Raw genomic sequence first — 23,695 nt, 5'->3', positions numbered from 1 at the left:
GCTCCGTCATACTTTTAAGAACCCGGTCTTCTACAATAACGCACCTTGCTGTCCCACAACATGAATGGAGCGTCTCTATGTCTCGCGATGACCTTGGAAAACTCTTGCTGCGTGTCACGGTCGGTGTACTGATCCTGCTGCACGGCGTTGCCAAGATACGTTATGGCATTGGAGGCATCGAAAAAATGCTGATCGCCAATAATATGCCCGGCTTTCTGGCCTGGGGCGTGTACATAGGCGAAGTGATTGCTCCTGTCCTGATGATCCTGGGCTTTTATGCTCGTGCAGGCGGTTTGATTGTAGCCATGAACATGCTTATTGCCTTGCTCCTGGCCCACAGCAACCAGATCGGCAGCTTTAACGCCCAAGGCATCTGGGTTCTGGAGCTACAAGGCATGTTCTTGATCGGCGCATTGACCGTAGGCTTGATTGGTGCCGGACGCTACAGCCTGGGCGGCGATGCTGGCCCGTGGAACTAATGCTGGCCTGAGGTCAGATCTTTAAAAAACGCCCGCTTCGCCGGGCGTTTTTCATGGGTGATTAGTACCGCCCCCTAGCCCTGACCGCACCCGCCACTCCATCCGCGAACCACCTCCACTTCCTGCCCTAACTCGCCAAGGTCAAATCCAGCCGCAACCCCCCCTTCTCCGATGCGCTGGCTTGCACCTTGCCCTGATAGCTGCGCGCCAGCTCACGGACAATATCCAGTCCCAAACCGAAACCGGGGTGTCGTTCATCTGCGCGCTGACCACGGCCAAACACACGCTCCAGTTGCTCCGGGTCCAGGCCGGGGCCATCATCTTCCACCACCAGATGCAGCACATTGTCCTGCTGCCACACCTGGCACCACACATTCTGCGTCGCCCACTTGCAGGCGTTATCCAGCAAATTCCCGGCCATCTCCTGCAGGTCCTGCTCCTCGCCTTTAAAAAGCAGTTCCTGATCAGGCAGATTCAGATGGATCTGCTTGTCGCTATGCAAACGCCCCATCACCCGACACAGGGACTGCAGGCAGGCCGACACATCCGTACGCACACCAATGGCGCGTACCGCCATAGCCCTTGCCCGCGACAAGTGGTGGTCCACCTGTCGCTGGGCCAAGGCCACTTGCTCGCTGACCAATGCTGCCAGATGCGGATCGTGCGCCTGAGCAGCGTTGCCCATAATCGTCAACGGGGTTTTGACGGCATGGGCCAGGTTGCCAGCCTGAGCCCGTGCGCGGTCCACCATGCCTGCATTCGCACTGAGCACTGCATTGAAATCGTCCACCAAGGGCTGAATTTCGCTAGGAAAATTGCCGCTGACTTGCGGTTCGCGCCCTTCCTGCACATCCAGCAAACGGCGTCGCAACAGATGCAAGGGATACAAGGCCAGCACCACCTGCAAGATGGCCGCCAAAATCAGACCCACGGCCAAACCGCCCAGAGACAGGAACAGAATCCGCTCAAAACGGGCCAAGGGCTCGGCCAGCAGCTCCCGGTTGCCTGCCACCATGATCTGCAGGCTTTGGCCCTTGTCGTTAACCTCGTCCAGCTCCTGGCGCAACACCACCAAGCGCTGCTTTTCCGGGCCGGGCAAAGACAACACGCCCCCGGGCGCATCGGGCGCGTTCACATCCAGGGCCTCATCCCATAAGGAGGTCGAGCGCAAAGCCACCGTCCATTGCGGGCTGCCGGCCTCGCGCCGGGCAATTTGCCAGTACATGCCCGAATAAGGTTGCTCAAACAAGGGATCGCTCAGGCGCGACTGCAAAGTGACACCATCGGCCGCGTCCAGATTGACGTCTGCCATGATCTGGTCCAGATGAGTCTGCAAACGCTGCTCGAACTGGCGATACACATGGTCCTGAAACAAACGGTTCAGCCCCAGCCCGGCCAGAATGATACTGAGCAAGATCCAGGCCAGGGTTCCCAGCAAGAGCCGGCTGCGCAAGGAGCCCAGGGTGGCCCGACCACGCCCGGCAATCATGCTTGCGGGTCTACCAAACGGTAGCCCATGCCGCGCACGGTTTCGATATAGCCGGGCGGCAGCTTTTTGCGTAGACGGCCAATGAACACCTCGATGGTGTTGGAGTCGCGCTCAAAGTCCTGCGAATAAATATGCTCGGTCAGTTGGGTACGCGACAGGACTTGGGCAGGATGGTGCATCATGAAAGCCAGCAAGCGATATTCATGGCTGGTCAGCGACAGCACCATGCCTGCACAGGTAATTGAAGACGAACGCGCATCCAGCTCCAGTTGGCCCAGTTGCAAGCGCGGATTCACCTGTCCCGCGGCACGGCGCAGCAAGGCGCGAATGCGGGCTAACAGCTCTTCCATGTGAAAGGGCTTGGCAACATAGTCGTCTGCGCCCGCGTCCATTCCCTCGACTTTGTCATGCCAGTCATTACGGGCGGTCAAAATAAGCACGGGCATGGTCAGGCCCGAGGCGCGCCAACGCCGCAGCACCGACACGCCATCCATGCCAGGCAGACCCAGGTCCAGCACCACCGCATCAAAAGCTTCCACCTCACCCTGATAATGACCCTGCTCGCCATCATGAGCGACCTGAACGGCATAGCCCGCCCGCTCCAGAGCCTGTTGCAACTGCCCCGCCAGGGTCGGTTCATCTTCGACAACCAGTATCCGCATTATTCAATGTCCTTTCGAATGAGAACGCTTGACCCCACGCACCAGCAGCACTTCGGCACTCAAGGCATCCACTTTCAGGCGCAACAGGCGGTTGTCATCGACCAGCATGCGCAAGTCATACACCCATAGTTCAAGACGCTCGTCATATTCAAACTGCACGCGCAGCACCCGCCCCGGATAATCTTCCCGAACCCGGCGCAAGACCTCCCGCAGTGGCAAAGCCTCGCCCCGACGCACCGCTTCACGCGCCTGGTCATGCCCCCGATAGGCCGGGCCCGGTGGCCAGTAGGGACTGGGACCAAAACGCTCATTGGGAGGCGGTGCTGCGGGTGCGGGGGGAGCGGCCGGCAAACGGCGCAGGCAATCGTCATCGCCCAGATAATCATGCCCTGACCAATCCGAATGCTCCGTCCTGTCCCACGCGGGCACGCCTTGCCGTTTCTGACGGTCGCAGGCGGAAGAGTCGTGAGCGTGAGCCGCCGCCCCAGGCGCCACAGCCGCCCAAACGGCGGCCAGACACATCAGCAGTGCGGACTGTTTAATGGAGGTCATACGAACCGGTACGTGCAGAACAAAAAAGAGGAATCAAAAAAGTCACCCCCCCCTTATATAGCAAGCTGCGGATGAACATAACATGAACAGCAACTTCAGTTTAGATTCAGAGCCCCTTGTCCATAATGGGCACCAAGCTGACAGGACACACACATCTTCCCTCTTAAAAGGAAGCTACCCAGGAATCTGACAGCACTACTTGTTGATTACATGAAGGAGCTTTATATGAAACGTATGTCCCTTTTTTCTGCCCTGGTAGTGAGCGCAAGTCTGTTGGGCGGCACCGCTGCCATCGCTCAAGAAACCACGGGCGCGGCCCCAACGCAAAGCACCCAGAAACAAACTCGCCAGGCCCGCGACCACAAGCCGCTGACGGCCGACGAAGTCACCGATATCGGTCCGGCCTACCAGCGTCTGAAAGAGGCCGGCTATACCAAGGTGGGCAGCCTGCATCAGCGGGGCGATCGCATTATGGCCATGGTCGTGGATAAAGACGGCAAAGTGGTCCGGGTTCGCTCTGAAGGTGAAAACGGTGCTTTCACCGTGGTCGAGCGCAAAGCTGATGGCCAGCACCGCCGCGGCCATCGCGATGGCAAGGGTCAACAAACTCAAACCCCTGCCAGCGAGCAGCAAAAGAGCTAAAACCACCCGCAAATCGCATGATTCCCCTGACGTCCCCCTCCGCGCGGGCGACTCGCGACACAGGGCTAGCCTCAACCATCGATGCTTGTCCTTTGTCATTGCTCTAATCGCAAAAAAAGCGGAACGAGAAACGGCGCCTGCCCAGCGCCGTTTCTCGTGTCTACTGGCTAGTACCGATAGGGTCATCCCGCACAAGACGTTAGGATGAAGGTCTGTCTTACCTACGGGAAAAGTGCCTCTCATGCTGTCTGCTGATTCTGCCTATTCACAAAGCTACTCGGAATTTCACTGGTCCATTCCTGAACACTACAATATTGCCCATGATGCCTGCGACAAGTGGGCCGATGGCTCCGGGCGCCTGGCGCTGATCCAGCAACTGTCCGATGGGCAGGTCAAACGCTACACATTCGATCAGCTCAAGGCCTGGTCCGACTCCCTGGCGGCCGCCTGGCAGGCACAAGGCATTCAGCCCGGCGATAGAATCGCCATTTTCCTGGCTCAAGGTCTGGAAACTGCCCTGGCTCACTTGGCGACTTACAAGATTGGCGCCATCGCCATGCCTTTATTTACCCTGTTCGGCACCGAGGCCCTGCGTTATCGCTTGAATGACTCGGGCGCCAGCACATTGATTACCGATCAACAGGGTCTGGAAACGGTACTGCCTTTGCGCGAACATCTGCCGCAGCTCAAGCATCTTTATCAGACTGACAGCCAGCAAGATCAGGAGCAGGCTCTGTCCTTGTGGCACGCCATTCACACCCATCCTGAGCCAGCACCGCGCACACTGACTACTCGCGCCGACGACCCGGCGCTGCTGATCTACACCTCCGGCACCACGGGGTCGGCCAAAGGAGCCTTGCATGCCCACCGGGTCCTGCTGGGGCATTTGCCTGGCGTGGAAATGTCCCACAACTTCCTGCCCACAGGCGAGGGGCTGATGTGGACACCCGCTGACTGGGCCTGGATTGGCGGCCTGCTCGATGTCCTGCTGCCCGCCTGGCATCACGGTATCCCTGTGCTGGCATACCGTTTTCCCAAGTTCGATGCCGAGGCGACCTGGAGGTTGATGTCCGAACAGGGTGTAACGCATACCTTCCTGCCGCCTACTGCCCTAAAAATGCTGCGCCGCAGCCAGTGGTCGCGCGAACAATGGCCTTTGAAGCTGCGGTCCATTGCCAGCGGCGGAGAGTCACTGGGCGCACAACTGCTGGATTGGGCCAAACAGGAACTGGGTATCACCATCAACGAGTTCTACGGGCAGACCGAGTGCAATATGATCGTGTCCTCCTGCTCGGCCTGGTTTCCCGGTCAGGCAGGTAAAATCGGCAAGCCCGTGCCCGGCCACAGGGTGGCGATTGTGGATGACCAGGGGCAAATTCAAAAAGCCGGTGTCGAAGGCCATATTGCTGTCCAGGCTCCTGACCCAGTCATGTTTCTGGGTTACTGGCAGCGACCTGAAGCCACTAAAGAAAAATTTGTAGGAAACTGGCTACTGACCGGCGATAAAGGCACGCAGGATGAGCACGGCTATATCCAGTTCGTGGGCCGGGACGACGATGTCATTACCAGCTCCGGCTACCGAATCGGCCCTGGCCCGATTGAGGATGGTCTGATGGGGCACCCGGCAGTGGCGATGGCGGCCGTGATCGGAGTACCCGACCCGGAACGCACCGAAGTCGTAAAGGCCTTTATTGTCCTCAAAGAGGACGTCGAACCATCACAGAATCTGATCAAGGAAATTCAGGAGCACATCAAGCGACGGGTCGCAGCGCATGAGTATCCCCGCTTGATTGAATTTGTGGATGCCCTGCCCATGACGACCACCGGCAAGGTCATTCGCCACGCATTACGCAAATTAAGCCAATAGCCGCACGGGTGCCGGGCGATCGCCAATCCTCGATGAGCGCTCGCCTGAGCCCGACGCTGCTTACCTACCGTGTCAGCACGGAACAGGTCACTGAGCAGTGAGCTTCCTGACGCAAGCCCAGCCCACTCATGAGGCCGACTCTCTCTGCGCACGTCAGGGCTCCCGTTTAAGCGCGAAGCGAGCATGACTGAACGCCCCTGTTGAGACCTTGCTTTAGGCTGTTGCCGGGGTCTGCCCCTCTCCTTCCCCCATAAAGAAACACCCCAATAACTGGATGCGTATCCAATGCATGGGGTGTTGCTCAGACGGAAAGCCCTTGTGCAATCTACAGGCAGGGGGCGGTGGCACAGACGCTCGTCCATGCCACCAAGGCAAGGGGATCTGCCCGTGTCTGATTAACCGAAACGACCTGTGATGTAGTCTTCGGTTTCCTTGCGGGCTGGTTTGACGAAAATCTGGTCGGTTTCACCAAATTCCATCAGCTCGCCCAGGTACATGTAGGCGGTGTAATCCGAGCAACGTGCAGCCTGCTGCATATTGTGGGTCACGATGACCACGGTGTAATCGGTTTTCAGCTCGGCAATCAGCTCTTCAATCTTGGCCGTGGAAATAGGGTCCAGCGCCGAGCAGGGCTCGTCCAGCAACAGAACCTCGGGCTTGATCGCCACACCGCGAGCGATACACAGACGCTGCTGCTGACCACCGGACAAACCGTTACCGCTTTGATGCAGCTTGTCTTTCACCTCATTCCACAATGCGGCTTTGGACAGGGCCCATTCCACACGCTCATCCATTTCACCTTTGCTCAGGCGTTCGAACAAACGCACGCCAAAGGCCACGTTGTCATAAATGCTCATGGGAAACGGCGTCGGCTTCTGAAACACCATGCCCACCTTGGCACGGATCAGGGAAATGTCCTGTTTGGAGGTCAGAAGGTTTTCATTGTCCAGCAGGATTTCGCCTTCAGCACGTTGGCCGGGATACAGCTCGTACATGCGGTTCAGCGTGCGCAGCAAGGTGGATTTACCGCAACCGGATGGTCCGATAAAGGCCGTGACCTTCTTTTCCTTGATAGACATGTTCACATTGCGCAGGGCATGGAATTTGCCATAGAAGAAATTCAGATTACGGATTTCAATCTTGGTCGATTCGTCGGAGGTAATAATTTGACTCATAGCGTTGGCCGACTAGGGCGCTCCGTGAAAACGTTATTTTTGGCGGAAAAGGCTTCGAGCCAGGATATTGATACCCAACACCAGCAAGGTAATCAACACCGCACCTGCCCAGGCCAGACGGTTCCAGTCCTCAAAGGGGCTGGCAGCATATTGGAAAATGACCACTGGCAGGTTGGCCAGCGGCGCGTTCATATTCATGGACATGAACTGGTTGTTCAAGGCAGTGAACAACAAGGGAGCCGTTTCACCCGCAATCCGCGCGACGGCCAGAAGAACCCCCGTCACGATACCGGGCAAAGCGGCTCGGTAGGAAATGGACATCACGATCTTCCACTTGGGGCAGCCCAGTGCCGCGGCCGCTTCACGCAGGCCATTGGGGACCAGCATCAGCATATTGTCGGTAGAGCGCACCACTACGGGGATCACCAGAATGGCCAGAGCCAAAGAACCGGCCCAACCCGAATAGTGTCCTACCTGAGCCACGTACACGGCGTAGATGAACAAACCAATAATGATGGACGGTGCCGATAACAACACGTCGTTCAGAAAGCGGGTCGCCGGGGCCAGCCAGCCGCGCTGACCGTACTCGGCCAGATAGGTCCCGGCCAGAATGCCAATAGGCGTGCCGATCAGGGTACCGACGCCAGCCATCATGACACTGCCGACGATGGCGTTGAGCAGCCCCCCCTCGCCACCCGGAGGCGGTGTGCTTTCAAACAAGAGGGACCAGGCCATGGCACTGCTGCCCTTCTCGATCAGGGTCCAGATAATCCAGAACAACCAGAACAGGCCAAAGATCAAGGCAGCAAAAGACACACCCAGCATCAGACGGTTAAATACCTGCCTGCGTTTGTAGATCGGGTTGCTCAGACTAATTGCAGATTTTTTATCAAACATGGTAGGTGATCCTTAGCGCGAGGTGCCTTCGTTCTTGGCCAGACGCAACAAGAGCAGCTTGGAGATCGCCAACACAACCGTGGTGATCAGGAACAGGATCAGACCCAGCTCCAGCAAGGCGGATTTCTGCATGCCACCGGCTTCGTTAAACTCGTTGGCCAGTGCCGATGCAATCGAGTTCGAGGGCGAAAACAGCGAGCTGGGCAAGTTAAAGGAGTTCCCAATCACAAAGGTGACGGCCATGGTTTCACCCAATGCGCGCCCCAGACCCAACATGATCCCGCCAATCACCCCGTTCTTGGTGAATGGCAGAACCACCCGCCACATCACTTCCCAGGTAGTGCTGCCCAAACCATAGGCGGACTCTTTGAGCATGGGAGGAACCAGCTCGAACACGTCACGCATCACCGCGGTAATGAAGGGGATCACCATGATTGACAGAATCAGCCCCGCGGTGAACACACCGATGCCGAAGGGAGGACCCGCAAAGATCTGGCCCAGCACGGGCACCCCCTCAAAAAAGGAGATCAGGCCAGGCTGAACATAGCGCTGAAACAGGGGCACAAAGACAAACAGGCCCCACATGCCATAAATAATGGACGGGATGGCAGCCAGCATTTCAATGGCCGTCCCCAAGGGACGACGCAACCACGCCGGCGACAGTTCCGTCAGGAACATGGCAATCCCGAACGAGACTGGCACGGCAATACACAGGGCGATAAAAGAGGTCAGCAAGGTACCGGCAATAGGTACCAATGCGCCATATTCGTTATTGACCGGATCCCAATTATTCGTCCAGAGAAAAGAGAAACCGTATTCGGCAATGGATTCCCGGCTTCCATAGATCAGGGAAATAGAGATGGCAGCCAGCAAAATGAACACGAGAAACGCAAACGAGCGCGTCATGTTCTTGAAAATGCCGTCCATAAAGGCGTTCTGATTTGATTTCATGTAGACAGATGAAGGGTCAGGCCGGAATGGGACAAACGCACTGCAACCGATTTATGGATTCTGTAACAGCCAGGGCTGGACAGGTCCGGCAAACCGATAAGGTCACGCGCTGTGCGTTCAAGACAAAACCGTAATTTTTACATAATAAAGACGGCGCCACCTAGAGGTGGGCCGTCTCGCAAGATCAATTTACAACTGACCTATATTTGAACACGAATCTTACTTCCAGACCGCAGCGCCGTCTTTGGTCTTGATTTCAGCAGCCCAAGCCGCCTTGATCTTGTCGGTGACGTCTTTGGGCAGAGCCACGTAATCCAGTTCTTCAGCAGACTTGGCGCCGTTCTCGAAGGCCCAGTTAAAGAAGTTCAACACTTCTTTACCATTTTCAGGCTTGTCCTGCACCTTGTGCATCAGGATGAAGGTCGCCGACGTGATGGGCCAGGACTTGGCGCCAGGCTCTTCAGTCAGGATAACACCCATGCCAGGCGTACCGGCCCAGTCTGCATTGGCAGCGGCGGCCGCAAAGCTTTCCTGACCAGGCTGGACGAACTGGCCGTCCTTGTTCTGCAACTGGGTCCAGGACAGTTTGTTCTGCTTGGCGTAGGCGTATTCCACGTAGCCGATCGAGTTCTGCAGCTGACGCACGTAAGCGGCCACGCCTTCGTTACCCTTGCCACCTTGACCGGTAGGCCACTTCACAGCCTTGCCTTCACCAACCTGGGATTTCCAGTCGGGGGACACTTTGGACAGGTAGTTGGTCCAGCCAAAGGTGGTGCCCGAACCGTCGGAGCGGTGAACCACCACGATGTCTTTGTTAGGCAGAGTCAGATCAGGATTCAGCTCTTTGATGGCTGCATCGTCCCACTTGGTGATCTTGGCCAGATAGATGTCAGCCAGCACTTTGCCCGACAGTTTCAGCTTGCCAGGCTCGATGCCTTCCACGTTGATCACAGGCACCACACCACCGATGACGGCGGGGAACTGCAACAGGTTTTCTTTTTCCAGCGTCTCGACCTTCATCGGGTCATCCGAAGCACCGAAATCCACCGTCTTGGCAATAATCTGCTGCTGACCACCACCCGAACCAATCGACTGGTAGTTGACGCGGTTATTGGTTTGCTTGGCGTATTCAGCCGCCCATTTGGCATAGATTGGGTAAGGGAACGACGCACCCGCACCGGTGACGTCTGCAGCTGTGGCAGTGGCCGCAAAAGCGCTGAACGCCAGAGCAATACTTACCTTGTTGAATACACGTTTTAACATCGAGAAATCCTCTTGATGATAGTCAGAAGACAGGCCCACCCTGTATGTAACGTCATCATAAACAGGCTATATGACATGTTCATGACAGTCTGTATTTCATCCAGCACCCAGTCGTTGCATCAGGTTCTGGTGCAGGTTAAATGGCGCCCCACGGCTGCGAATACGGTTATACGTCCCGTCCGGGCTGGCCTTCCAGGACAATTGATTGTCGCGCAAGGCGTAGGTAAAGGCTTCGGCAATCACCCGCTTTTTCAGGCTGCGATCCAGTACGGGCACACCCAGTTCGACCCGGCGAAAGAAGTTTCGGTCCATCCAGTCGGCCGAAGAAATAAAGACTTCTTCCTGCCCACCATTGTAGAAATAGAAAACCCGTGAGTGCTCCAAAAAGCGTCCGATAATCGAACGCACCTGGATGTTCTCCGACAAGCCCTTTACGCCGGCACGCAGCGCGCAAGCGCCACGCACAATCAGATCCACCTTGACCCCTGCCTGGCTGGCGTCATAGAGCGCCTGAATGATCTTGGGCTCCAGCAAGGAATTCATCTTGGCCATGATACGGGCTTTCTTGCCTGCCAACGCGCGCTCGGTTTCGGCCTGAATCCGGTCCATCATGCTGTCGTGCAGGGTAAAGGGCGACTGCAGCAAGCGCTTTAAGGGACGCCAGGCGCCCAGACCGGTCAGCATGGAAAACACCTTGTCCATGTCCTCGCAAACTTCCTGATTGGCGGTCAGCAAACCGAAGTCCGTATACAGGCGAGCGGTACGTGGATGATAGTTTCCCGTCCCCAAATGGCCATAGCGACGGATGGCTCCTGCTTCACGACGCAGGACCAGCGCCATTTTGGCATGGGTTTTGTGCCCCACCACCCCGTAACTGACATGCGCGCCCACCTCTTCCAGCTTGGCCGCCCAATTGATATTGGTCTGCTCATCAAAGCGGGCCATGAGCTCGACCACCACCGTCACCTCCTTGCCTGCACGCGCAGCCGACAGGAGAATGTTCATCAGTTCCGAGTCTTCACCGGTACGATAAATGGTCTGCTTGATACCCACCACAGCCGGGTCCGCTGCGGCAGCCCGCAAAAAGCTCAAGACAGGCTGAAATGACTGGTAGGGATGGTGCAGCAACTGATCCTTGCGGGAAATCGCCTCGAAAAACTGGGCCGGAGACTCAAACGTTGAATCAAAAGGCGCAGGAATCGGAGCGCGGTAATCCGGAAACAGAAGATCAGGGCGATCCGGCACATTGCACAGCTGCATCAAACGGGTCAGGTTGACCGGGCCGCTGACTCGGTAGGTATCAGGGACATCCAGCGAAAACTCGCTTTGCAAAAAGCGCTCCAGGCGCTCGGGCATGGAGCGGTCAATTTCCAGGCGTACCGCTGCACCAAAGTTGCGTTGCGACAGCTCGCCTTGCAGGGCGGCGCGCAAATTGGTGACCTCTTCTTCGTCCACAAACAGATCACTGTTGCGCGTAACCCGCCACTGATAACAGCCCTTTACATCCATACCGGGAAACAGCTCCCCCACAAATACACTGATCAGGGAGGTCAAGAGCATATAGCCCTGAGGAATCCCCGCTATATCGTCGGGGACCCGGATTACCCGCGGCAGGGCACGGGGGGCCTGCACAATGGCAATGGTGCCGCTGCGGGCAAAAGCATCCTCGCCACTGAGCTCCACAATGTAGTTCAGGCTTTTGTTATAGACACGGGGAAAGGGATGGGCCGGGTCCAGGCCAATCGGCGTGAGCAAAGGCATGACATCACGCAAAAAAGTCTGATAAGCCCACTCGCGCTGGGCCGGTGTCCATAGCGCGGTCAGTAGTAAGCCAATGCCCTCCTCCATAAGTGCTGGCAATACATCGTCCATCAACAAATCGTTTTGCTTCTCAACCAGTTGATGGGCGGCCGCCTGCACCTTGTCAAACGCCTGTTGAGGCAAAAACCCGTCATCCCCCACTTGATGAGGATTCTGCAAAATCTGCTCTTTCAGGCTGGAGATGCGAATTTCGAAAAACTCGTCAATGTTCGAACTGACAATACAGATATAGCGCAAGCGCTCCAGCAAAGGCGTAGTTGGGTTTTCGGCCATGGCCAGCACTCGCTCATTGAACTTGAGCAAGGACAACTCACGGTTTAGCAAGGTTGAATCTGGGGAAGGCAGCATGGTGAGGTCGTTAAAAAGCCAAAAAAGAGGGGAGTGTCAGACTTTTACTACATGAATGTTACAGCTCTATGACCCAGATGCCATCCGGGTGCCACTCACGCCTGCCTAGCAAAAGAGACGACCGGCTATCGCCTTCCCCACAGGTTTAAGCTAACTTTTCTTAATTTTCCTGTTTATGTAACAAAAGCCATGATTAATGTCCTTATAATCGCACAGTAATCATCCCGAGCGATGCCTCATGGAACAACTTCTTGCCGCTGTGGACCTGGGCTCCAACAGCTTTCGTTTATCCATTGGACGTGTGGTTCAGCACAACGGTCATGCCCAGATCTACACCATTGACCGCCTTAACGAATCTGTCCGACTCGCCGCCGGCATGGGCCCCGACAAGTACATCAGCCCCGATGCCATTGAACGTGCGGTAGTCATCCTGAAACGCTTTAACGAACGCCTGGCCGGCTTTCACCCCAATCGTGTTCGTGCCGTTGCCACCAACACCTTTCGGGTTGCACGCAATTTGAGCGAAGTGCTGCCCGCTGCCGAAGCAGCCTTTGGCTTTCCCATCGAGGTCATCTCCGGCCACGAAGAGGCCCGACTGATTTTCTCGGGGATCAGCAACGAGCTGCCCCCTTCCCCCAATCGCCGCCTGATGATTGATATTGGTGGCGGTTCGACAGAAGTCATTATTGGCAAAGGTCTCAAGCCCTTGCTGCTGTCGTCGCTTTATATGGGCTGTGTCAGCTACACCGACAAATTCTTTGCGGACGGCCTCATTACCGAAGAACGCATGAGCCATGCCATTCTGGCGGCACGCCGGGAACTGGAAGGGATCACGCGTCAGTACCGCAAAACTGGCTGGCAGGAAGCTTACGGCTCCTCGGGCACCGCCAAGGGACTGATCGCCATCCTGCAGGAAAATGGCATGTCCAAAAAGGGCATCACCCTGGAAGGCATGGAATTGCTGCGCAAACGCCTGATCCAGGATGGCAAGGTGGACATGCGCAACCTGAGCGGCATCAAGCCGCACCGCGCGCCGGTACTGGCAGCAGGTCTGGCCATCATGATGGCCGCCTTTCAGGAGCTTAAGATCCGCCAGATGCTGCCCGGCGAAGGAGCCTTGCGAGTAGGGGTTCTCTACGACATGCTCGGGCGCGAATCAGAGCACGATCAACGCGACCAGACTGTTCAGCAGATGATGAAGCGTTATCAGGTAGATACGCGCCAGTCTCACCGGGTTCACGATGCCGCCCTGCAGTTTTTCGACCAGTTGAAACTGCCCGATACGCCCGAAGTTCAGGAGCTGCAACGCCAGTTGGGCTGGGCCGCCGATCTGCATGAAGTGGGCCTGAGCATCGCGCATGCCGATTATCACAAGCACACCGCTTACGTACTGGAACATGCCGATATGCCCGGCTTTTCCAACGATGACCAGGCCTTGCTCAGTTTCCTGAGCTTGGGTCACCAAGGCAAGCTGGGCAAGCTGAAGCGTTTTGAAAGCACCAATGCCTGGTGGCTGACTTTACTGAGCCTGCGCCTGGCGGTCATGCTCATGCGTCGCCGGGAGGACAGAGAGACGTTGCCGCTCAGACTGGAAGCCCGTGGCAAAACTGTCCTGATTCATGTCGATCACGACTGGATGGCCAATCACCCTTTGACGCAGGCCTCCTTGCAGGCTGAAGTCCAAGCCTGGCAAAGTGACATCAATGACCTGAGCCTGGAGTTAGTCTAAGCACCTTGCCGCCCGGCCCCTGCCCAGACACGGCCAGACAGTCACCACGGTGGATCGGGATTGCTGCCCGGAACAAAGTCAAAAGTCTGTGGGGTCCCGTCGGCCCGCCCACTCAAAAAAACCCCCGAAAGTCGGATCGTCATCCAACTTTCGGGGGTTTTTTCAAATCCAGGCAAGCAACCCCGGCCCGTCTCAAACAGCTTGGAGCCGACCCGGCCTAGACCAGACCAAAATGACGTTTGTAGCGCTCGTCCATGGCCTCCAGATCCAGCAGGACGGGAAAGTCCGCCGTATTGAAATCGGGGTCCCAGGCCGGTTCACCACAAATGGTGGCACCCAGCTTCAAATATCCTTTGATCAGCGGGGGGATGCGCGCCGGCAAATCGCTGTTCAAACGCTCGACCGGGTAGCGGTTCAAGGGTTGCACACGAGGGAGCTGCGGATTGTCCTGCATGGACTTTTGGGCCACACGCCAGACTTCGGCTGCCGTAACACCATCATCGCGCAGGCTGACGCTGGCGCAGCCCAGCAAATAGCGATAGCCCCCCACCCGTGTCAATGCCGCAATACCACCCCACAACATCATGATGGCCGACCCGTTGCGATAGTCGGGGTGGATGCAGGAGCGCCCCACCTCAACCAGGCTGGGACGCAGCCCATCCAGGGCACTGATATCAAATTCGGACTCTGAGTAATAGCCGCCCGCTTTATAGGCATTTTCAGGGGTGAGCAAGCGATAAGTACCGACAACCCGATTTTCTTCGGGCTCGGTAACCATGAAATGCTCGCACCAGGGATCAAAGCGATCTATATCCAGACCATTGTGCTGGTCTGGAAAGACTGCGTTCATTTCCTGAGTGAAAACCTGAAAACGCAAGCGCTGAAGGCATTCGAGCTCGGCCTGGGTGCGCGCCAGACGCAAGGCCAAGCCTCCTACAGTATGACCCGCCCAAGTATTTCCCCAATCCACTTCAGTACGTTCGCGCTCAAGATTTAGCATCGTGATGACTCCAAACACTTTCGTGCATCATGCACAAACAATGTTTCAGGTATTTGATAGCCACATTACTATTTCATTAAATCTACTGCAAGCAAGGTATCAATGCCTGCTTGAGCCAGCTCGGTTTGTTCTGCTTCCACCATCAGACGCAGCTTGGGTTCGGTGCCCGAGGCGCGTATCAGCACACGACCGCGATCGCCCAGCATTTCTTCGACTTCTCGGGTAGCTTGTTGCAAACCAGCATGGTTCTTCCAGTCCTGACCGGGCTGTAAAGGAACGTTAACCATGATCTGCGGATACATCTTCAGGCCTTGGGTCAATTCAGGCAGGCTCTTGCCGCTGTGACACAGAGCGGTCAGGACCTGCAGGGCGGCAATGATGCCATCGCCCGTTGTGTGCCATTCCAGACACAACAAATGACCCGAGCTTTCGCCACCGAAAACCCACCCTTTCTGCTGCATCAGTTCCAGCACATAGCGGTCGCCCACTTTGGCACGGGCAAATTCCACGCCCAGTTCCTGCATCTTCTTCTCGAAACCCAGGTTGGTCATCAGCGTGCCCACGACCCCTTTAACGGGCTGAGTCTGCAGATGATCCGCAACAATTAGATACAACAGTTCGTCACCATTGTAGATGCGCCCTTGCGAGTCAACCATCTGCAGACGGTCGGCGTCGCCATCCAGTGCGATACCCAGATCAGCGCCATGCTTGCGCACCTCTTCGGCCAGCTTCTCGGGATAGGTAGCGCCCACTTCCTGGTTGATGTTAAAGCCATCGGGCTGCACGCCCACGGCAATTACCTCTGCACCCAGCTCGCGAAACACATGCGGAGCAATGTTGTAAGCCGCACCGTGCGCCGCATCCACCACAATCCGCAGCCCATCCAGGTTCAGGTCATTGGGAAAAGCGCTCTTGCAAAATTCGATATAGCGGCCGGCCGAGTCGGCCAGACGGCGGGCACGCCCCAAGGACTCGGACTTGACCCAATGCATGGGCTGGTCAATGGCCTGCTCAATCTTCAACTCGACCTCGTCCGGCAACTTGGTGCCTTGAGCGGAGAAAAATTTGATGCCATTGTCGTAGTACGGATTGTGCGAGGCGGAGATTACGATACCGGCTGCCAGACGCAGCGTACGTGTCAGATACGCCACCGCAGGCGTAGGCACAGGCCCTGCCAGCAAGACGTCGATACCAGCAGCCGACAAGCCCGCTTCCAGCGCCGATTCCAGCATATAGCCGGAAATCCGCGTGTCCTTGCCAATTACAACAGTGGGGCGACCGCTACCCTCGTACTGGGCGGCCAGCACTTGTCCAGCTGCGTAACCCAAACGCAAGGCGAACTCCGGGTTAATGGTTGGACCACCTACTTCACCGCGGACACCATCGGTGCCGAAATATTTACGATCGCTCATTCAGAGACTCCACATTCAACCGCATTCCACACATCCAACGCTTCGCGCGTGGCGGCTACATCATGGACACGGACAATTTTTGCGCCCCGCGCCACGCAGGCAAGGGCTGCCGATAGACTGCCAATCAAACGCTCACTGGCGGGTTTTCCCGTGACATGGCCAATCATGGATTTACGCGACAAACCGATCAACCAGGGGTAACCAGGTACTGCCGCCTGCTGCAAACCACGTAACAACTGATAGTTGTGGGCTGCTGTTTTACCAAAGCCGAAGCCGGGATCCAGCATGATACGCTTGGATTCAATGCCTGCGCTTACTAAGGCGTCACATCGTTGTTGCAAAAAATGACGTACATCAACGACAACATCATCATAGTGAATCTGCTCTTGCATGGTTCTCGGTTCGCCCTGCATATGCATGACGCATAGGCCGCAACCCGAGTCCCGGACAGCCTCGATGGCGCCGGGCATGCGCAAGGCGTAGATGTCATTGATCATATCGGCACCGGCAGCCAGGCTGGCACGCATGACCTCTGGCTTGAAGGTGTCCACCGACAAAGCCACACCACTCTCGCGCAGGCCCTCGATCAGAGGAATCACACGCTCAAGTTCTTGTTCCAGGGAAACGGGCTCGGCACCAGGGCGAGTGGACTCGCCACCGATATCCAGAATGTCTGCGCCTTCGGCGATTAATTGACGGGCGTGGTCCAGCGCCCGAGGCAAGTCATTGTGAGTATTGCCATCATAAAAGGAGTCTGGGGTGACATTCACAATCCCCATAACCAAAGGGCGCTCCAGCCCAAACTGGAAGCGCCCACAAGACCACTCAGGGTAATTCATGAAATAGGCGTGGCCTAGGTAAGTAAGTTAAGCAACGGGCGTTGACGCCGCGGCACCTTTGTCATCCGCTGGGCTGGGACCCGCTGCGGGAGGCGTGGCGCCATCGGAAGGCGTGTTGTCATTGCTGTTGGGCACGTGTGGCGCCCGTGGCGGCAAACCTTTCATGATGTCGTCGATCTGATCGGCATCAATGGTTTCCCATTCCAGCAAAGCCTTGGCCATGGCATGCATCTTGTCGCTATTGTCCTCGATCAGCTTGCGCGCAACAGCGTACTGCTCATCGATGATCTTGCGGATTTCGGAATCCACTTTCTGCATGGTGGCTTCGGATACGTGCGTGGTCTTGGTCACACTACGACCCAGAAACACTTCACCTTCGTTTTCGGCGTAGACAACCGGGCCCAGGGAGTCGGTCATACCGTAGCGCGTCACAATGTCGCGAGCAATCTGCGTAGCCCGCTCAAAGTCGTTCGACGCGCCAGTGGTCATTTGATTCATGAACACTTCTTCAGCAATACGTCCCCCAAACAGCACGGCAATCATGTTCAACAGGCGCTCTTTGTCCATGCTGTAACGATCACCTTCCGGCAATTGCATGGTGACGCCCAGGGCACGACCACGAGGGATGATCGTGACCTTGTGAACCGGGTCTGTCTTGGGCAGCATGCAAGCCACCAGCGCGTGACCCGCTTCGTGGTAGGCCGTATTGCGACGCTCTTCCTCGGGCATGATCATGGTGCGACGTTCTGCACCCATGATGATCTTGTCCTTGGCGCGCTCGAAGTCCTGCATATCCACGGTGCGACCGTTACGGCGCGCTGCAAACAGGGCGGCTTCGTTGACCAGGTTGGCCAGATCGGCGCCGGAGAAACCGGGCGTACCGCGAGCCAGCACCACAGCGTCCACGTTGGGTGCCAAAGGCACTTTACGCATGTGAACTTTCAGAATCTGCTCGCGACCACGGATGTCAGGCAGACCGACAACGACCTGGCGGTCGAAACGGCCTGGACGCAGCAAAGCGGGGTCCAGCACGTCAGGACGGTTGGTAGCGGCAATCACCAGCACACCCTGGCCCGTTTCAAAACCGTCCATCTCAACCAGCAACTGGTTCAGTGTCTGTTCGCGTTCGTCGTTGCCACCGCCTAGGCCAGCACCACGCTGACGGCCGACAGCATCAATTTCGTCGATAAAGATAATGCAAGGCGATTGCTTCTTGGCGGTTTCGAACATGTCGCGAACGCGAGAAGCACCCACACCGACAAACATTTCCACGAAGTCCGAACCGGAAATGCTGAAAAACGGCACTTTGGCCTCACCCGCAATGGCACGGGCCAACAGGGTTTTACCGGTACCGGGCGAGCCGACCATCAGGATGCCGCGAGGAATGCGACCACCCAGACGCTGAAAGCGGCTTGGATCACGCAGAAAGTCCACCAGCTCCTGTACGTCTTCCTTGGCTTCGTCGCAACCGGCTACGTCAGCAAAGGTCACGGGGTTGGAGTTCTCGTCCAGCAAACGGGCACGCGATTTACCAAAGCTAAACGCCCCGCCCTTGCCACCACCTTGCATCTGGCGCATGAAGAACACCCACACACCAATCAACAGGAGCATGGGGAACCAGGAGATGAACAGGCTGGTCAGGAAGGAAGGCTCTTCACGGGCCTTGCCCGATACCTGCACACCGGATTTCACCAGTTCAGGGACCATCCACAGGTCACCGGGGGACGTCAGCGTGTAGCTGCGACCGGAATCCGGCGTGACATGCAGGGTATCACCCTGAATATCCACCTTGCTGATGCGTCCGGAACGGGCATCATTCATGAATTGCGTGTAAGTGACGCCATCAGTGGCTGGCGGCCGGCCGTCAAACTGCTTGAAAACAGTAAACAGCACCAGCGCAATAACCATCCAGATCGCGACTTTGGAAAACGAATTGTTCAAAGCCAATCTCCTGCGATTGCGATAACTTGTCCGATATGCTTACACATAGCTGAACAAGCGCCATACATAGTTCATTCTACCCGATTCAAGGACCGGCAAGTCATAAATTACCTGCGCTTTACACCACGGGCAACGAGAAAGGTTTCGGCGGATTTATCGCGCGAAGCCTTGGGTTTACGCTCGACGACTCTGACAAAATTCTGTTTGAAAGATTCCACGATCTGGGAAAACCCGCTGCCATGGAAGGCTTTGACAATCAAGACACCCTCATCGGTCAGATGCTGCAAGGCAAATTCCTGCGCCAGCTCGCATAAATGCTGGATGCGGGCGGAATCGGCCGATGCCACACCAGACAAGTTGGGGGCCATATCCGAAATCACAAGATCTACTGCAGCGCCTTTTAAAGAATCCTGCAACTGCGCCAGCACCGAGTCTTCGCGAAAATCGCCTTGCATGAATTCCACCCCGGCAATGGGTTCCATTTCCAATATATCCAGTGCGATAATGCGACCATTGAGCACACCGCCGGGGCCGACCATGCGTTCACGTATCAGTTGCGACCAACTGCCCGGCGTCGACCCCAGGTCCACCACGACCTTGCCCTGAACCTGAATCCTCTCCAGATCCAATATTTCACTGAGCTTGAAGGCCGCACGCGCACGATACCCCTTTTGTTGCGCCAATTTGACGTAGGGGTCATTTATATGCTGCTGAACCCACTCTTTAGAGAATTTTTTCTTGGCCATTCCCGTACAATCTCTTTATGCCAAAACTCAACCTTACACCTCATGAGCGCAGCGACCTTCGTGCTGCTGCTCACGCTTTGCGCCCAGTTGTCCTGATTGGAGACAATGGCCTGACTGACGCTGTGCTCAAAGAAATCACCGTCCACCTGCAAGCCCACCAACTCATCAAGATTCGCGTGGCCGGTGATGACCGTCAGGCTCGTCTGACCATGTTAGAACAAATCTGCGATGCGCTCGATGCTGCCCCTATTCACCATCTGGGCAAAATCCTGACGATCTACAGACCCAATATTGAACGCCCCCCTGTTTTGGGAGCGCCCATCGAAAAACCTACTCGCGCGGTGCGTAAGCCCTCGGAGCCTTACACGCCCAAGAAACTGGCCGCATCCGGCGTCCAACGCACACGCAGCACCGAACGGGCTCGCCGTGCGGAAATGAAGGCTGAACGCAGCAGCACCCAGGAGAAAAAAGCCTCGGCCGCCCCGCGCAGCGTTCAGAAGTTCACCGCAGTCAAACCGGCTGCTGCGCCACGTCGTAGCACCAGTCGTCCGGGCAGTGCCATGTCCTTGCGAGCTGGCGCCCGTCGTGGACTGGGCGGTTCGGGCAAACGCTAAGCGCCCGTAAATTATAAGGCCCCGGCACAATGTACAGGGGCCTTTCTTTTGCGTGCAGTCAGCAGCAGCGGGATAAACCCGCCGCTCAACGCCCGATCAAATGTATTTGATCGACAGGATTTCGTATTCACGAATGCCGGCTGGCGCCTTGACCTCAACCACATCGCCCTCGCTCTTGCCGATCAGGGCGCGCGCGACAGGGCTGGAGATGGAGATTTTGTTGGCGCGGATATCCGCTTCAACATCACCCACAATCTGGTAAGTCACTGTATTGCCTGACTCCAGGTCCTCGATTTCAACCGTGGCGCCAAACACGATGCGACCATCGGCTTCCAGGGCGGCAGGCTCGATAATCTGGGCGTTGGACAAGGTGCCTTCCAGTTCGGCGATCCGCCCCTCGATAAAGCCCTGGCGCTCACGCGCGGCATCATACTCGGCGTTCTCGGACAAATCGCCTTGTGCTCGCGCCTCAGCGATGGCGTTAATCACATCCGGACGTTCCACCGTCTTGAGGCGGTGTAATTCGACTTGCAAACGTTGTGCGCCCTGCGCAGTCAATGGGATCGCAGACATAGTATTCCTGCTCAACAAGTAAAAGACGCTCCGTAGCAGGAGCGCCTGGAAGATAGGGGGATAACGATGATGGGGCAAACAATCAAACAGGCCGGATCGGCTGACCTGAAAGCCCTGCCGACCGTGCAGCGTACATCAAACACACTGCCCAGGCCTTAAGCTGCCGACTGCCCCAATAAGGCTTTTCCATCACGGAGAACTTCCGCGGCAGAAAAAAACCCCGCGAAGAACCGGGGTGTGAGATCTATTGTCGGCAAACTGCCTGAAAATAGCAAGCCCCTCTAACCCCTGTGTAAAAAAACAGAGGTCTGAGAAGCGGGAAGGCTGGCCATCTCACCGGTCAGGGAGTTTGCCGGGCCGCTGAGGGCCACAGCAAAAGGGATTGGCTCTACGGGCGACTAGCCCTTGTTTCGGCCAGAACCTCGCAACAAGGCGTGGAGCAAAATGGCGCCAAAGGTGGCACAGCCGATCCCATCGAGCCGGATCACGCCAAACTGCAAGGAGAAGTTACCGGCCCCCAGGATGAGCGTGACCGCGGCGACCAGCAGGTTGCGGTTATCGCTGAAGTCCACCTGGTTCACCACCCAGATACGGGCACCGGCAATCGCAATCAGACCAAACACGACGATGGACATGCCCCCCAGCACCGGACCGGGAATGGATTGAATGACAGCACCGAATTTGGGCGAGAAGCCCAGAAAAATCGCAATCACCGCGGCAAAGGCAAATACCAGCGTCGAGTAAATGCGCGTGGCCGCCATGACACCAATATTTTCAGCGTACGTGGTGACTCCGGTTCCCCCTACCGAGCCGGACAGCATAGTGGCCACCCCATCTCCCACAAAAGCTCGCCCCAGATAACCGTCCAGATCCTGGCCCGTCATGGCACTCACGGCTTTGATGTGACCCAGGTTCTCGGCCACCAGAATAATGGCCACCGGCACAATCACGGTCATGGCGTGCGCCTGAAATACGGGCGTGGAGAAGGTGGGCAGGCCCAACCAGGCCGCCTGGGCAACCGGCGCGAAATTGATCGGGGTGCCGTAGCCCATCACGTTGGTGAACAGCCAATACAGCACGCAGGCCAGAAGCAGACCCACCAGAATCAACAGGCGCTGAGCCACACCCCGCGTATAGACGGCAATCCCGCCCACACACAGCACCGTCATCAAAGCCATCAGGGAATCAAAAGTACCGGCACCCATGGCGCCCTTGGCAGCAATGGGTGCCAGATTCAGGCCAATCACGGCCACAATGGAGCCGGTAACCACTGGCGGCATCCACTGGTTGATCAGACGTGCCGCGCCACCGTGAGTGCGCGCATTAAATACCCAGACCAGCGCACCGATCAGCGTATAGACCAGACCGCAGATGATAATGGCCCCGAGAGCCACACCAATATTGGGATTGGGACCGCTACCGGCATAACCGGTCACCGCAATCACCCCACCAATAAACGCAAAACTGGACCCAAGGTAACTGGGGACGCGGCCACCTACAAACACGAAAAAGATCAGGGTGCCAATACCCGACATCAAAATAGCCAAGTTGGGATCAAAGCCCATCAACAAGGGGGCCAGAATGGTGGAACCGAACATGGCCACCACGTGCTGGGCGCCCATCGCAATGTTTTGCGGCGTTGCCAGACACTCGTCAGGTTGCACAACCGCACCCGGTTCGCTACCGGACACACGGCGCCAACGCGGAAAGTAAGACTGAGACATAGAGGGTTCCAGAAAAGGAATAAAGAAATACCGCTGAATTCGGCCTACGCTCGCACCAGCGCTTCCAGAAGCACCGGCGGATTCATTGAGGCATGATTTTAAACGTGAAAGACCCAACAAGGCACCTGAAAATAAGGCTGCACGCGATAAACACCACGTTGGACCAAGCAGAAGCAGGTTTCACCACGGTTTCTGCCTCCATCCTCAGGCTATATGCGGTATATACCCTCTCTATCTGCTTGTGCTTGACCGGCCCGTTACAATAGCGAATCAGCCTGCCTTTGGCAGTCAGATTCCCTACCTGAATAATGGCCGCAAGCATGAGTACGTCTATTTGTCTGATCCGCCACGGTGAAACCGCCTGGAACGCTGTACGTCGCTTACAGGGCTGGCAGGATATCGCCCTGAACGAGACCGGGCGGGAGCAGGCCCGGGCCCTGCACAGTTACCTGAGCTCTCCGGCATTTCAACAGTCCGTGGACGCCGTCATCAGCAGTGATCTGCAACGCGCCTGGGAAACCGCCGAGATAGCCTGTCAGCACTGGGACATCGCCATTGAGCGGCTGCCCGGATTGCGCGAGCGTGGCTTTGGCAAACTGGAAGGTCAGGCCTGGGATGCGGCAGGCCGACATGGTCCCGACCAGCCCGACGACACGGTTGATATTGATTATGCGGTAGAAGGCGGCGAATCACTGCGCCAGTTTCAAACCCGGGTTTTGGACTGCTTTGAGACGCTGTCCCAGACACATGCCGGCAAGAACCTGCTGGTCTTCGCCCATGGTGGCGTCATTGATATGGTCTGGCGAAAACTGAACCAACAGGCACTCAATGCCAAACGCACTCATGCCATTCTGAATACCAGTTTGAACTTCTTCAATATTGATGAGGGCCTGAACTGGACCTGCACGCAATGGGGGCAACTGCCTCATCTGAATACGGCGCTGGACGAGCAAGCCTGAGCCACCACCAGG

At 56.7% G+C, this 23,695-nt stretch carries 21 protein-coding genes; 6 read left to right on the top strand and 15 right to left on the bottom strand.

Annotated elements, in window-relative coordinates; genetic code table 11:
* The first annotated feature begins 77 nt into the window (after positions 1-77).
* The gene (locus RSQ48_RS04340; protein WP_003802754.1) at positions 78-479 is read left to right on the top strand and encodes a DoxX family protein; all 402 of its coding nucleotides are present in this window, start codon (positions 78-80) and stop codon (positions 477-479) included.
* Positions 480-606: 127 nt separating this feature from the next.
* On the opposite strand, the gene RSQ48_RS04335 is transcribed toward RSQ48_RS04340, so the two are convergent.
* From RSQ48_RS04335 to RSQ48_RS04325, 3 genes are read right to left on the bottom strand one after another with little or no spacing between them, the layout of a single operon-like run.
* Entirely contained in the window at positions 607-1,968 is a 1,362-nt protein-coding gene (locus RSQ48_RS04335; RefSeq protein WP_003802757.1) for a sensor histidine kinase, read from the bottom strand.
* Positions 1,965-2,630, bottom strand: coding sequence for a response regulator transcription factor (locus RSQ48_RS04330; RefSeq protein WP_003802758.1), 666 nt, complete (start codon positions 2,628-2,630; stop codon positions 1,965-1,967). Before RSQ48_RS04330 ends, RSQ48_RS04335 begins: the two co-directional genes overlap by 4 nt.
* Before the next feature lie 3 nt (positions 2,631-2,633).
* A complete protein-coding gene (locus RSQ48_RS04325) occupies positions 2,634-3,182 on the bottom strand; it encodes a PepSY domain-containing protein (RefSeq protein ID WP_003802760.1) in 549 nt (182 codons plus the stop codon).
* A 225-nt stretch (positions 3,183-3,407) separates the two neighbouring features.
* On the opposite strand from RSQ48_RS04325, the gene RSQ48_RS04320 reads away from it, so the two are divergent.
* Together RSQ48_RS04320 and RSQ48_RS04315 are read left to right on the top strand one after the other, a co-directional pair.
* Positions 3,408-3,824, top strand: coding sequence for a hypothetical protein (locus tag RSQ48_RS04320; RefSeq protein WP_003802763.1), 417 nt, complete (start codon positions 3,408-3,410; stop codon positions 3,822-3,824).
* Between the two features lie 241 nt (positions 3,825-4,065).
* Complete coding sequence (locus RSQ48_RS04315) at positions 4,066-5,691, top strand: acyl-CoA synthetase (RefSeq protein ID WP_131071353.1); 1,626 nt, start codon at positions 4,066-4,068, stop codon at positions 5,689-5,691.
* A 395-nt stretch (positions 5,692-6,086) separates the two neighbouring features.
* Here the strand turns inward: RSQ48_RS04315 and pstB are convergent, their stop codons facing one another.
* From pstB to ppk1, 5 genes are all read right to left on the bottom strand, one after another.
* Positions 6,087-6,866 (bottom strand): phosphate ABC transporter ATP-binding protein PstB, encoded by a 780-nt coding sequence (gene pstB, locus RSQ48_RS04310; protein ID WP_003802766.1) that lies wholly within the window; start codon positions 6,864-6,866, stop codon positions 6,087-6,089.
* A gap of 33 nt (positions 6,867-6,899) precedes the next feature.
* Positions 6,900-7,763, bottom strand: a complete 864-nt coding sequence (pstA, locus tag RSQ48_RS04305) for a phosphate ABC transporter permease PstA (protein WP_003802768.1) — start codon at positions 7,761-7,763, stop codon at positions 6,900-6,902.
* A 12-nt stretch (positions 7,764-7,775) separates the two neighbouring features.
* On the bottom strand, positions 7,776-8,714 hold the full coding sequence (pstC, locus tag RSQ48_RS04300; protein ID WP_003802770.1) for a phosphate ABC transporter permease subunit PstC: 939 nt from the start codon (positions 8,712-8,714) through the stop codon (positions 7,776-7,778).
* Between the two features lie 219 nt (positions 8,715-8,933).
* Positions 8,934-9,977, bottom strand: coding sequence for a phosphate ABC transporter substrate-binding protein PstS (gene pstS, locus RSQ48_RS04295; RefSeq protein WP_003803350.1), 1,044 nt, complete (start codon positions 9,975-9,977; stop codon positions 8,934-8,936).
* Between the two features lie 96 nt (positions 9,978-10,073).
* Positions 10,074-12,146 carry a polyphosphate kinase 1 gene (gene ppk1 / locus RSQ48_RS04290; protein WP_131071352.1) on the bottom strand — a complete coding sequence of 691 codons (2,073 nt, stop codon included), beginning with the start codon at positions 12,144-12,146 and terminating at the stop codon, positions 10,074-10,076.
* 238 nt (positions 12,147-12,384) lie between these two features.
* Here ppk1 and RSQ48_RS04285 point away from each other — a divergent pair, with 238 nt between their 5' ends.
* The gene (locus tag RSQ48_RS04285; protein ID WP_003803353.1) at positions 12,385-13,875 is read left to right on the top strand and encodes a Ppx/GppA phosphatase family protein; all 1,491 of its coding nucleotides are present in this window, start codon (positions 12,385-12,387) and stop codon (positions 13,873-13,875) included.
* Between the two features lie 217 nt (positions 13,876-14,092).
* On the opposite strand, the gene RSQ48_RS04280 is transcribed toward RSQ48_RS04285, so the two are convergent.
* The 5 genes from RSQ48_RS04280 to RSQ48_RS04260 form a co-directional block, all read right to left on the bottom strand.
* Complete coding sequence (locus RSQ48_RS04280; protein ID WP_003803355.1) at positions 14,093-14,875, bottom strand: GNAT family N-acetyltransferase; 783 nt, start codon at positions 14,873-14,875, stop codon at positions 14,093-14,095.
* A gap of 68 nt (positions 14,876-14,943) precedes the next feature.
* Positions 14,944-16,287 carry a phosphoglucosamine mutase gene (gene glmM / locus RSQ48_RS04275; RefSeq protein WP_003803357.1) on the bottom strand — a complete coding sequence of 448 codons (1,344 nt, stop codon included), beginning with the start codon at positions 16,285-16,287 and terminating at the stop codon, positions 14,944-14,946.
* Entirely contained in the window at positions 16,284-17,126 is an 843-nt protein-coding gene (gene folP, locus RSQ48_RS04270; RefSeq protein WP_039943726.1) for a dihydropteroate synthase, read from the bottom strand. Before folP ends, glmM begins: the two co-directional genes overlap by 4 nt.
* 27 nt (positions 17,127-17,153) lie before the next feature.
* Complete coding sequence (gene ftsH, locus RSQ48_RS04265; protein WP_003803362.1) at positions 17,154-19,067, bottom strand: ATP-dependent zinc metalloprotease FtsH; 1,914 nt, start codon at positions 19,065-19,067, stop codon at positions 17,154-17,156.
* Between the two features lie 107 nt (positions 19,068-19,174).
* The gene (locus tag RSQ48_RS04260) at positions 19,175-19,813 is read right to left on the bottom strand and encodes an RlmE family RNA methyltransferase (protein ID WP_240209020.1); all 639 of its coding nucleotides are present in this window, start codon (positions 19,811-19,813) and stop codon (positions 19,175-19,177) included.
* A 17-nt stretch (positions 19,814-19,830) separates the two neighbouring features.
* On the opposite strand from RSQ48_RS04260, the gene RSQ48_RS04255 reads away from it, so the two are divergent.
* Positions 19,831-20,427, top strand: coding sequence for a YhbY family RNA-binding protein (locus RSQ48_RS04255; protein ID WP_003803369.1), 597 nt, complete (start codon positions 19,831-19,833; stop codon positions 20,425-20,427).
* A 96-nt stretch (positions 20,428-20,523) separates the two neighbouring features.
* On the opposite strand, the gene greA is transcribed toward RSQ48_RS04255, so the two are convergent.
* A complete protein-coding gene (greA, locus tag RSQ48_RS04250) occupies positions 20,524-21,000 on the bottom strand; it encodes a transcription elongation factor GreA (RefSeq protein WP_003803370.1) in 477 nt (158 codons plus the stop codon).
* Positions 21,001-21,398: 398 nt separating this feature from the next.
* Positions 21,399-22,724 (bottom strand): solute carrier family 23 protein, encoded by a 1,326-nt coding sequence (locus RSQ48_RS04245; protein ID WP_003803372.1) that lies wholly within the window; start codon positions 22,722-22,724, stop codon positions 21,399-21,401.
* Between the two features lie 320 nt (positions 22,725-23,044).
* On the opposite strand from RSQ48_RS04245, the gene RSQ48_RS04240 reads away from it, so the two are divergent.
* On the top strand, positions 23,045-23,683 hold the full coding sequence (locus RSQ48_RS04240; protein ID WP_240209019.1) for a histidine phosphatase family protein: 639 nt from the start codon (positions 23,045-23,047) through the stop codon (positions 23,681-23,683).
* The last annotated feature ends 12 nt before the right edge of the window (positions 23,684-23,695 follow it).

It is taken from the genome of Alcaligenes sp. SJTW-7 (genome assembly GCF_047716895.1).
Taxonomy (GTDB): Bacteria; Pseudomonadota; Gammaproteobacteria; order Burkholderiales; family Burkholderiaceae_B; genus Alcaligenes; species Alcaligenes ammonioxydans.
The sequence above is the reverse complement of the archived record's forward strand: the minus strand, read 5'-3'. Positions and strand labels throughout refer to the sequence as shown.

Coding starts and splice junctions, on each gene's coding strand:
- RSQ48_RS04330 (WP_003802758.1), bottom strand. CDS start 2,630: ATGCGGATACTGGTTGTCGAAGATGAACCGACCCTGGCGGGGCAGTTG.
- folP (WP_039943726.1), bottom strand. CDS start 17,126: ATGAATTACCCTGAGTGGTCTTGTGGGCGCTTCCAGTTTGGGCTGGAG.
- RSQ48_RS04325 (WP_003802760.1), bottom strand. CDS start 3,182: ATGACCTCCATTAAACAGTCCGCACTGCTGATGTGTCTGGCCGCCGTT.
- RSQ48_RS04260 (WP_240209020.1), bottom strand. CDS start 19,813: ATGGCCAAGAAAAAATTCTCTAAAGAGTGGGTTCAGCAGCATATAAAT.
- ppk1 (WP_131071352.1), bottom strand. CDS start 12,146: ATGCTGCCTTCCCCAGATTCAACCTTGCTAAACCGTGAGTTGTCCTTG.
- pstB (WP_003802766.1), bottom strand. CDS start 6,866: ATGAGTCAAATTATTACCTCCGACGAATCGACCAAGATTGAAATCCGT.
- greA (WP_003803370.1), bottom strand. CDS start 21,000: ATGTCTGCGATCCCATTGACTGCGCAGGGCGCACAACGTTTGCAAGTC.
- RSQ48_RS04340 (WP_003802754.1), top strand. CDS start 78: ATGTCTCGCGATGACCTTGGAAAACTCTTGCTGCGTGTCACGGTCGGT.
- pstA (WP_003802768.1), bottom strand. CDS start 7,763: ATGTTTGATAAAAAATCTGCAATTAGTCTGAGCAACCCGATCTACAAA.
- glmM (WP_003803357.1), bottom strand. CDS start 16,287: ATGAGCGATCGTAAATATTTCGGCACCGATGGTGTCCGCGGTGAAGTA.
- RSQ48_RS04285 (WP_003803353.1), top strand. CDS start 12,385: ATGGAACAACTTCTTGCCGCTGTGGACCTGGGCTCCAACAGCTTTCGT.
- RSQ48_RS04280 (WP_003803355.1), bottom strand. CDS start 14,875: ATGCTAAATCTTGAGCGCGAACGTACTGAAGTGGATTGGGGAAATACT.
- RSQ48_RS04245 (WP_003803372.1), bottom strand. CDS start 22,724: ATGTCTCAGTCTTACTTTCCGCGTTGGCGCCGTGTGTCCGGTAGCGAA.
- pstS (WP_003803350.1), bottom strand. CDS start 9,977: ATGTTAAAACGTGTATTCAACAAGGTAAGTATTGCTCTGGCGTTCAGC.
- RSQ48_RS04240 (WP_240209019.1), top strand. CDS start 23,045: ATGAGTACGTCTATTTGTCTGATCCGCCACGGTGAAACCGCCTGGAAC.
- pstC (WP_003802770.1), bottom strand. CDS start 8,714: ATGAAATCAAATCAGAACGCCTTTATGGACGGCATTTTCAAGAACATG.
- RSQ48_RS04320 (WP_003802763.1), top strand. CDS start 3,408: ATGAAACGTATGTCCCTTTTTTCTGCCCTGGTAGTGAGCGCAAGTCTG.
- RSQ48_RS04255 (WP_003803369.1), top strand. CDS start 19,831: ATGCCAAAACTCAACCTTACACCTCATGAGCGCAGCGACCTTCGTGCT.
- RSQ48_RS04335 (WP_003802757.1), bottom strand. CDS start 1,968: ATGATTGCCGGGCGTGGTCGGGCCACCCTGGGCTCCTTGCGCAGCCGG.
- RSQ48_RS04315 (WP_131071353.1), top strand. CDS start 4,066: ATGCTGTCTGCTGATTCTGCCTATTCACAAAGCTACTCGGAATTTCAC.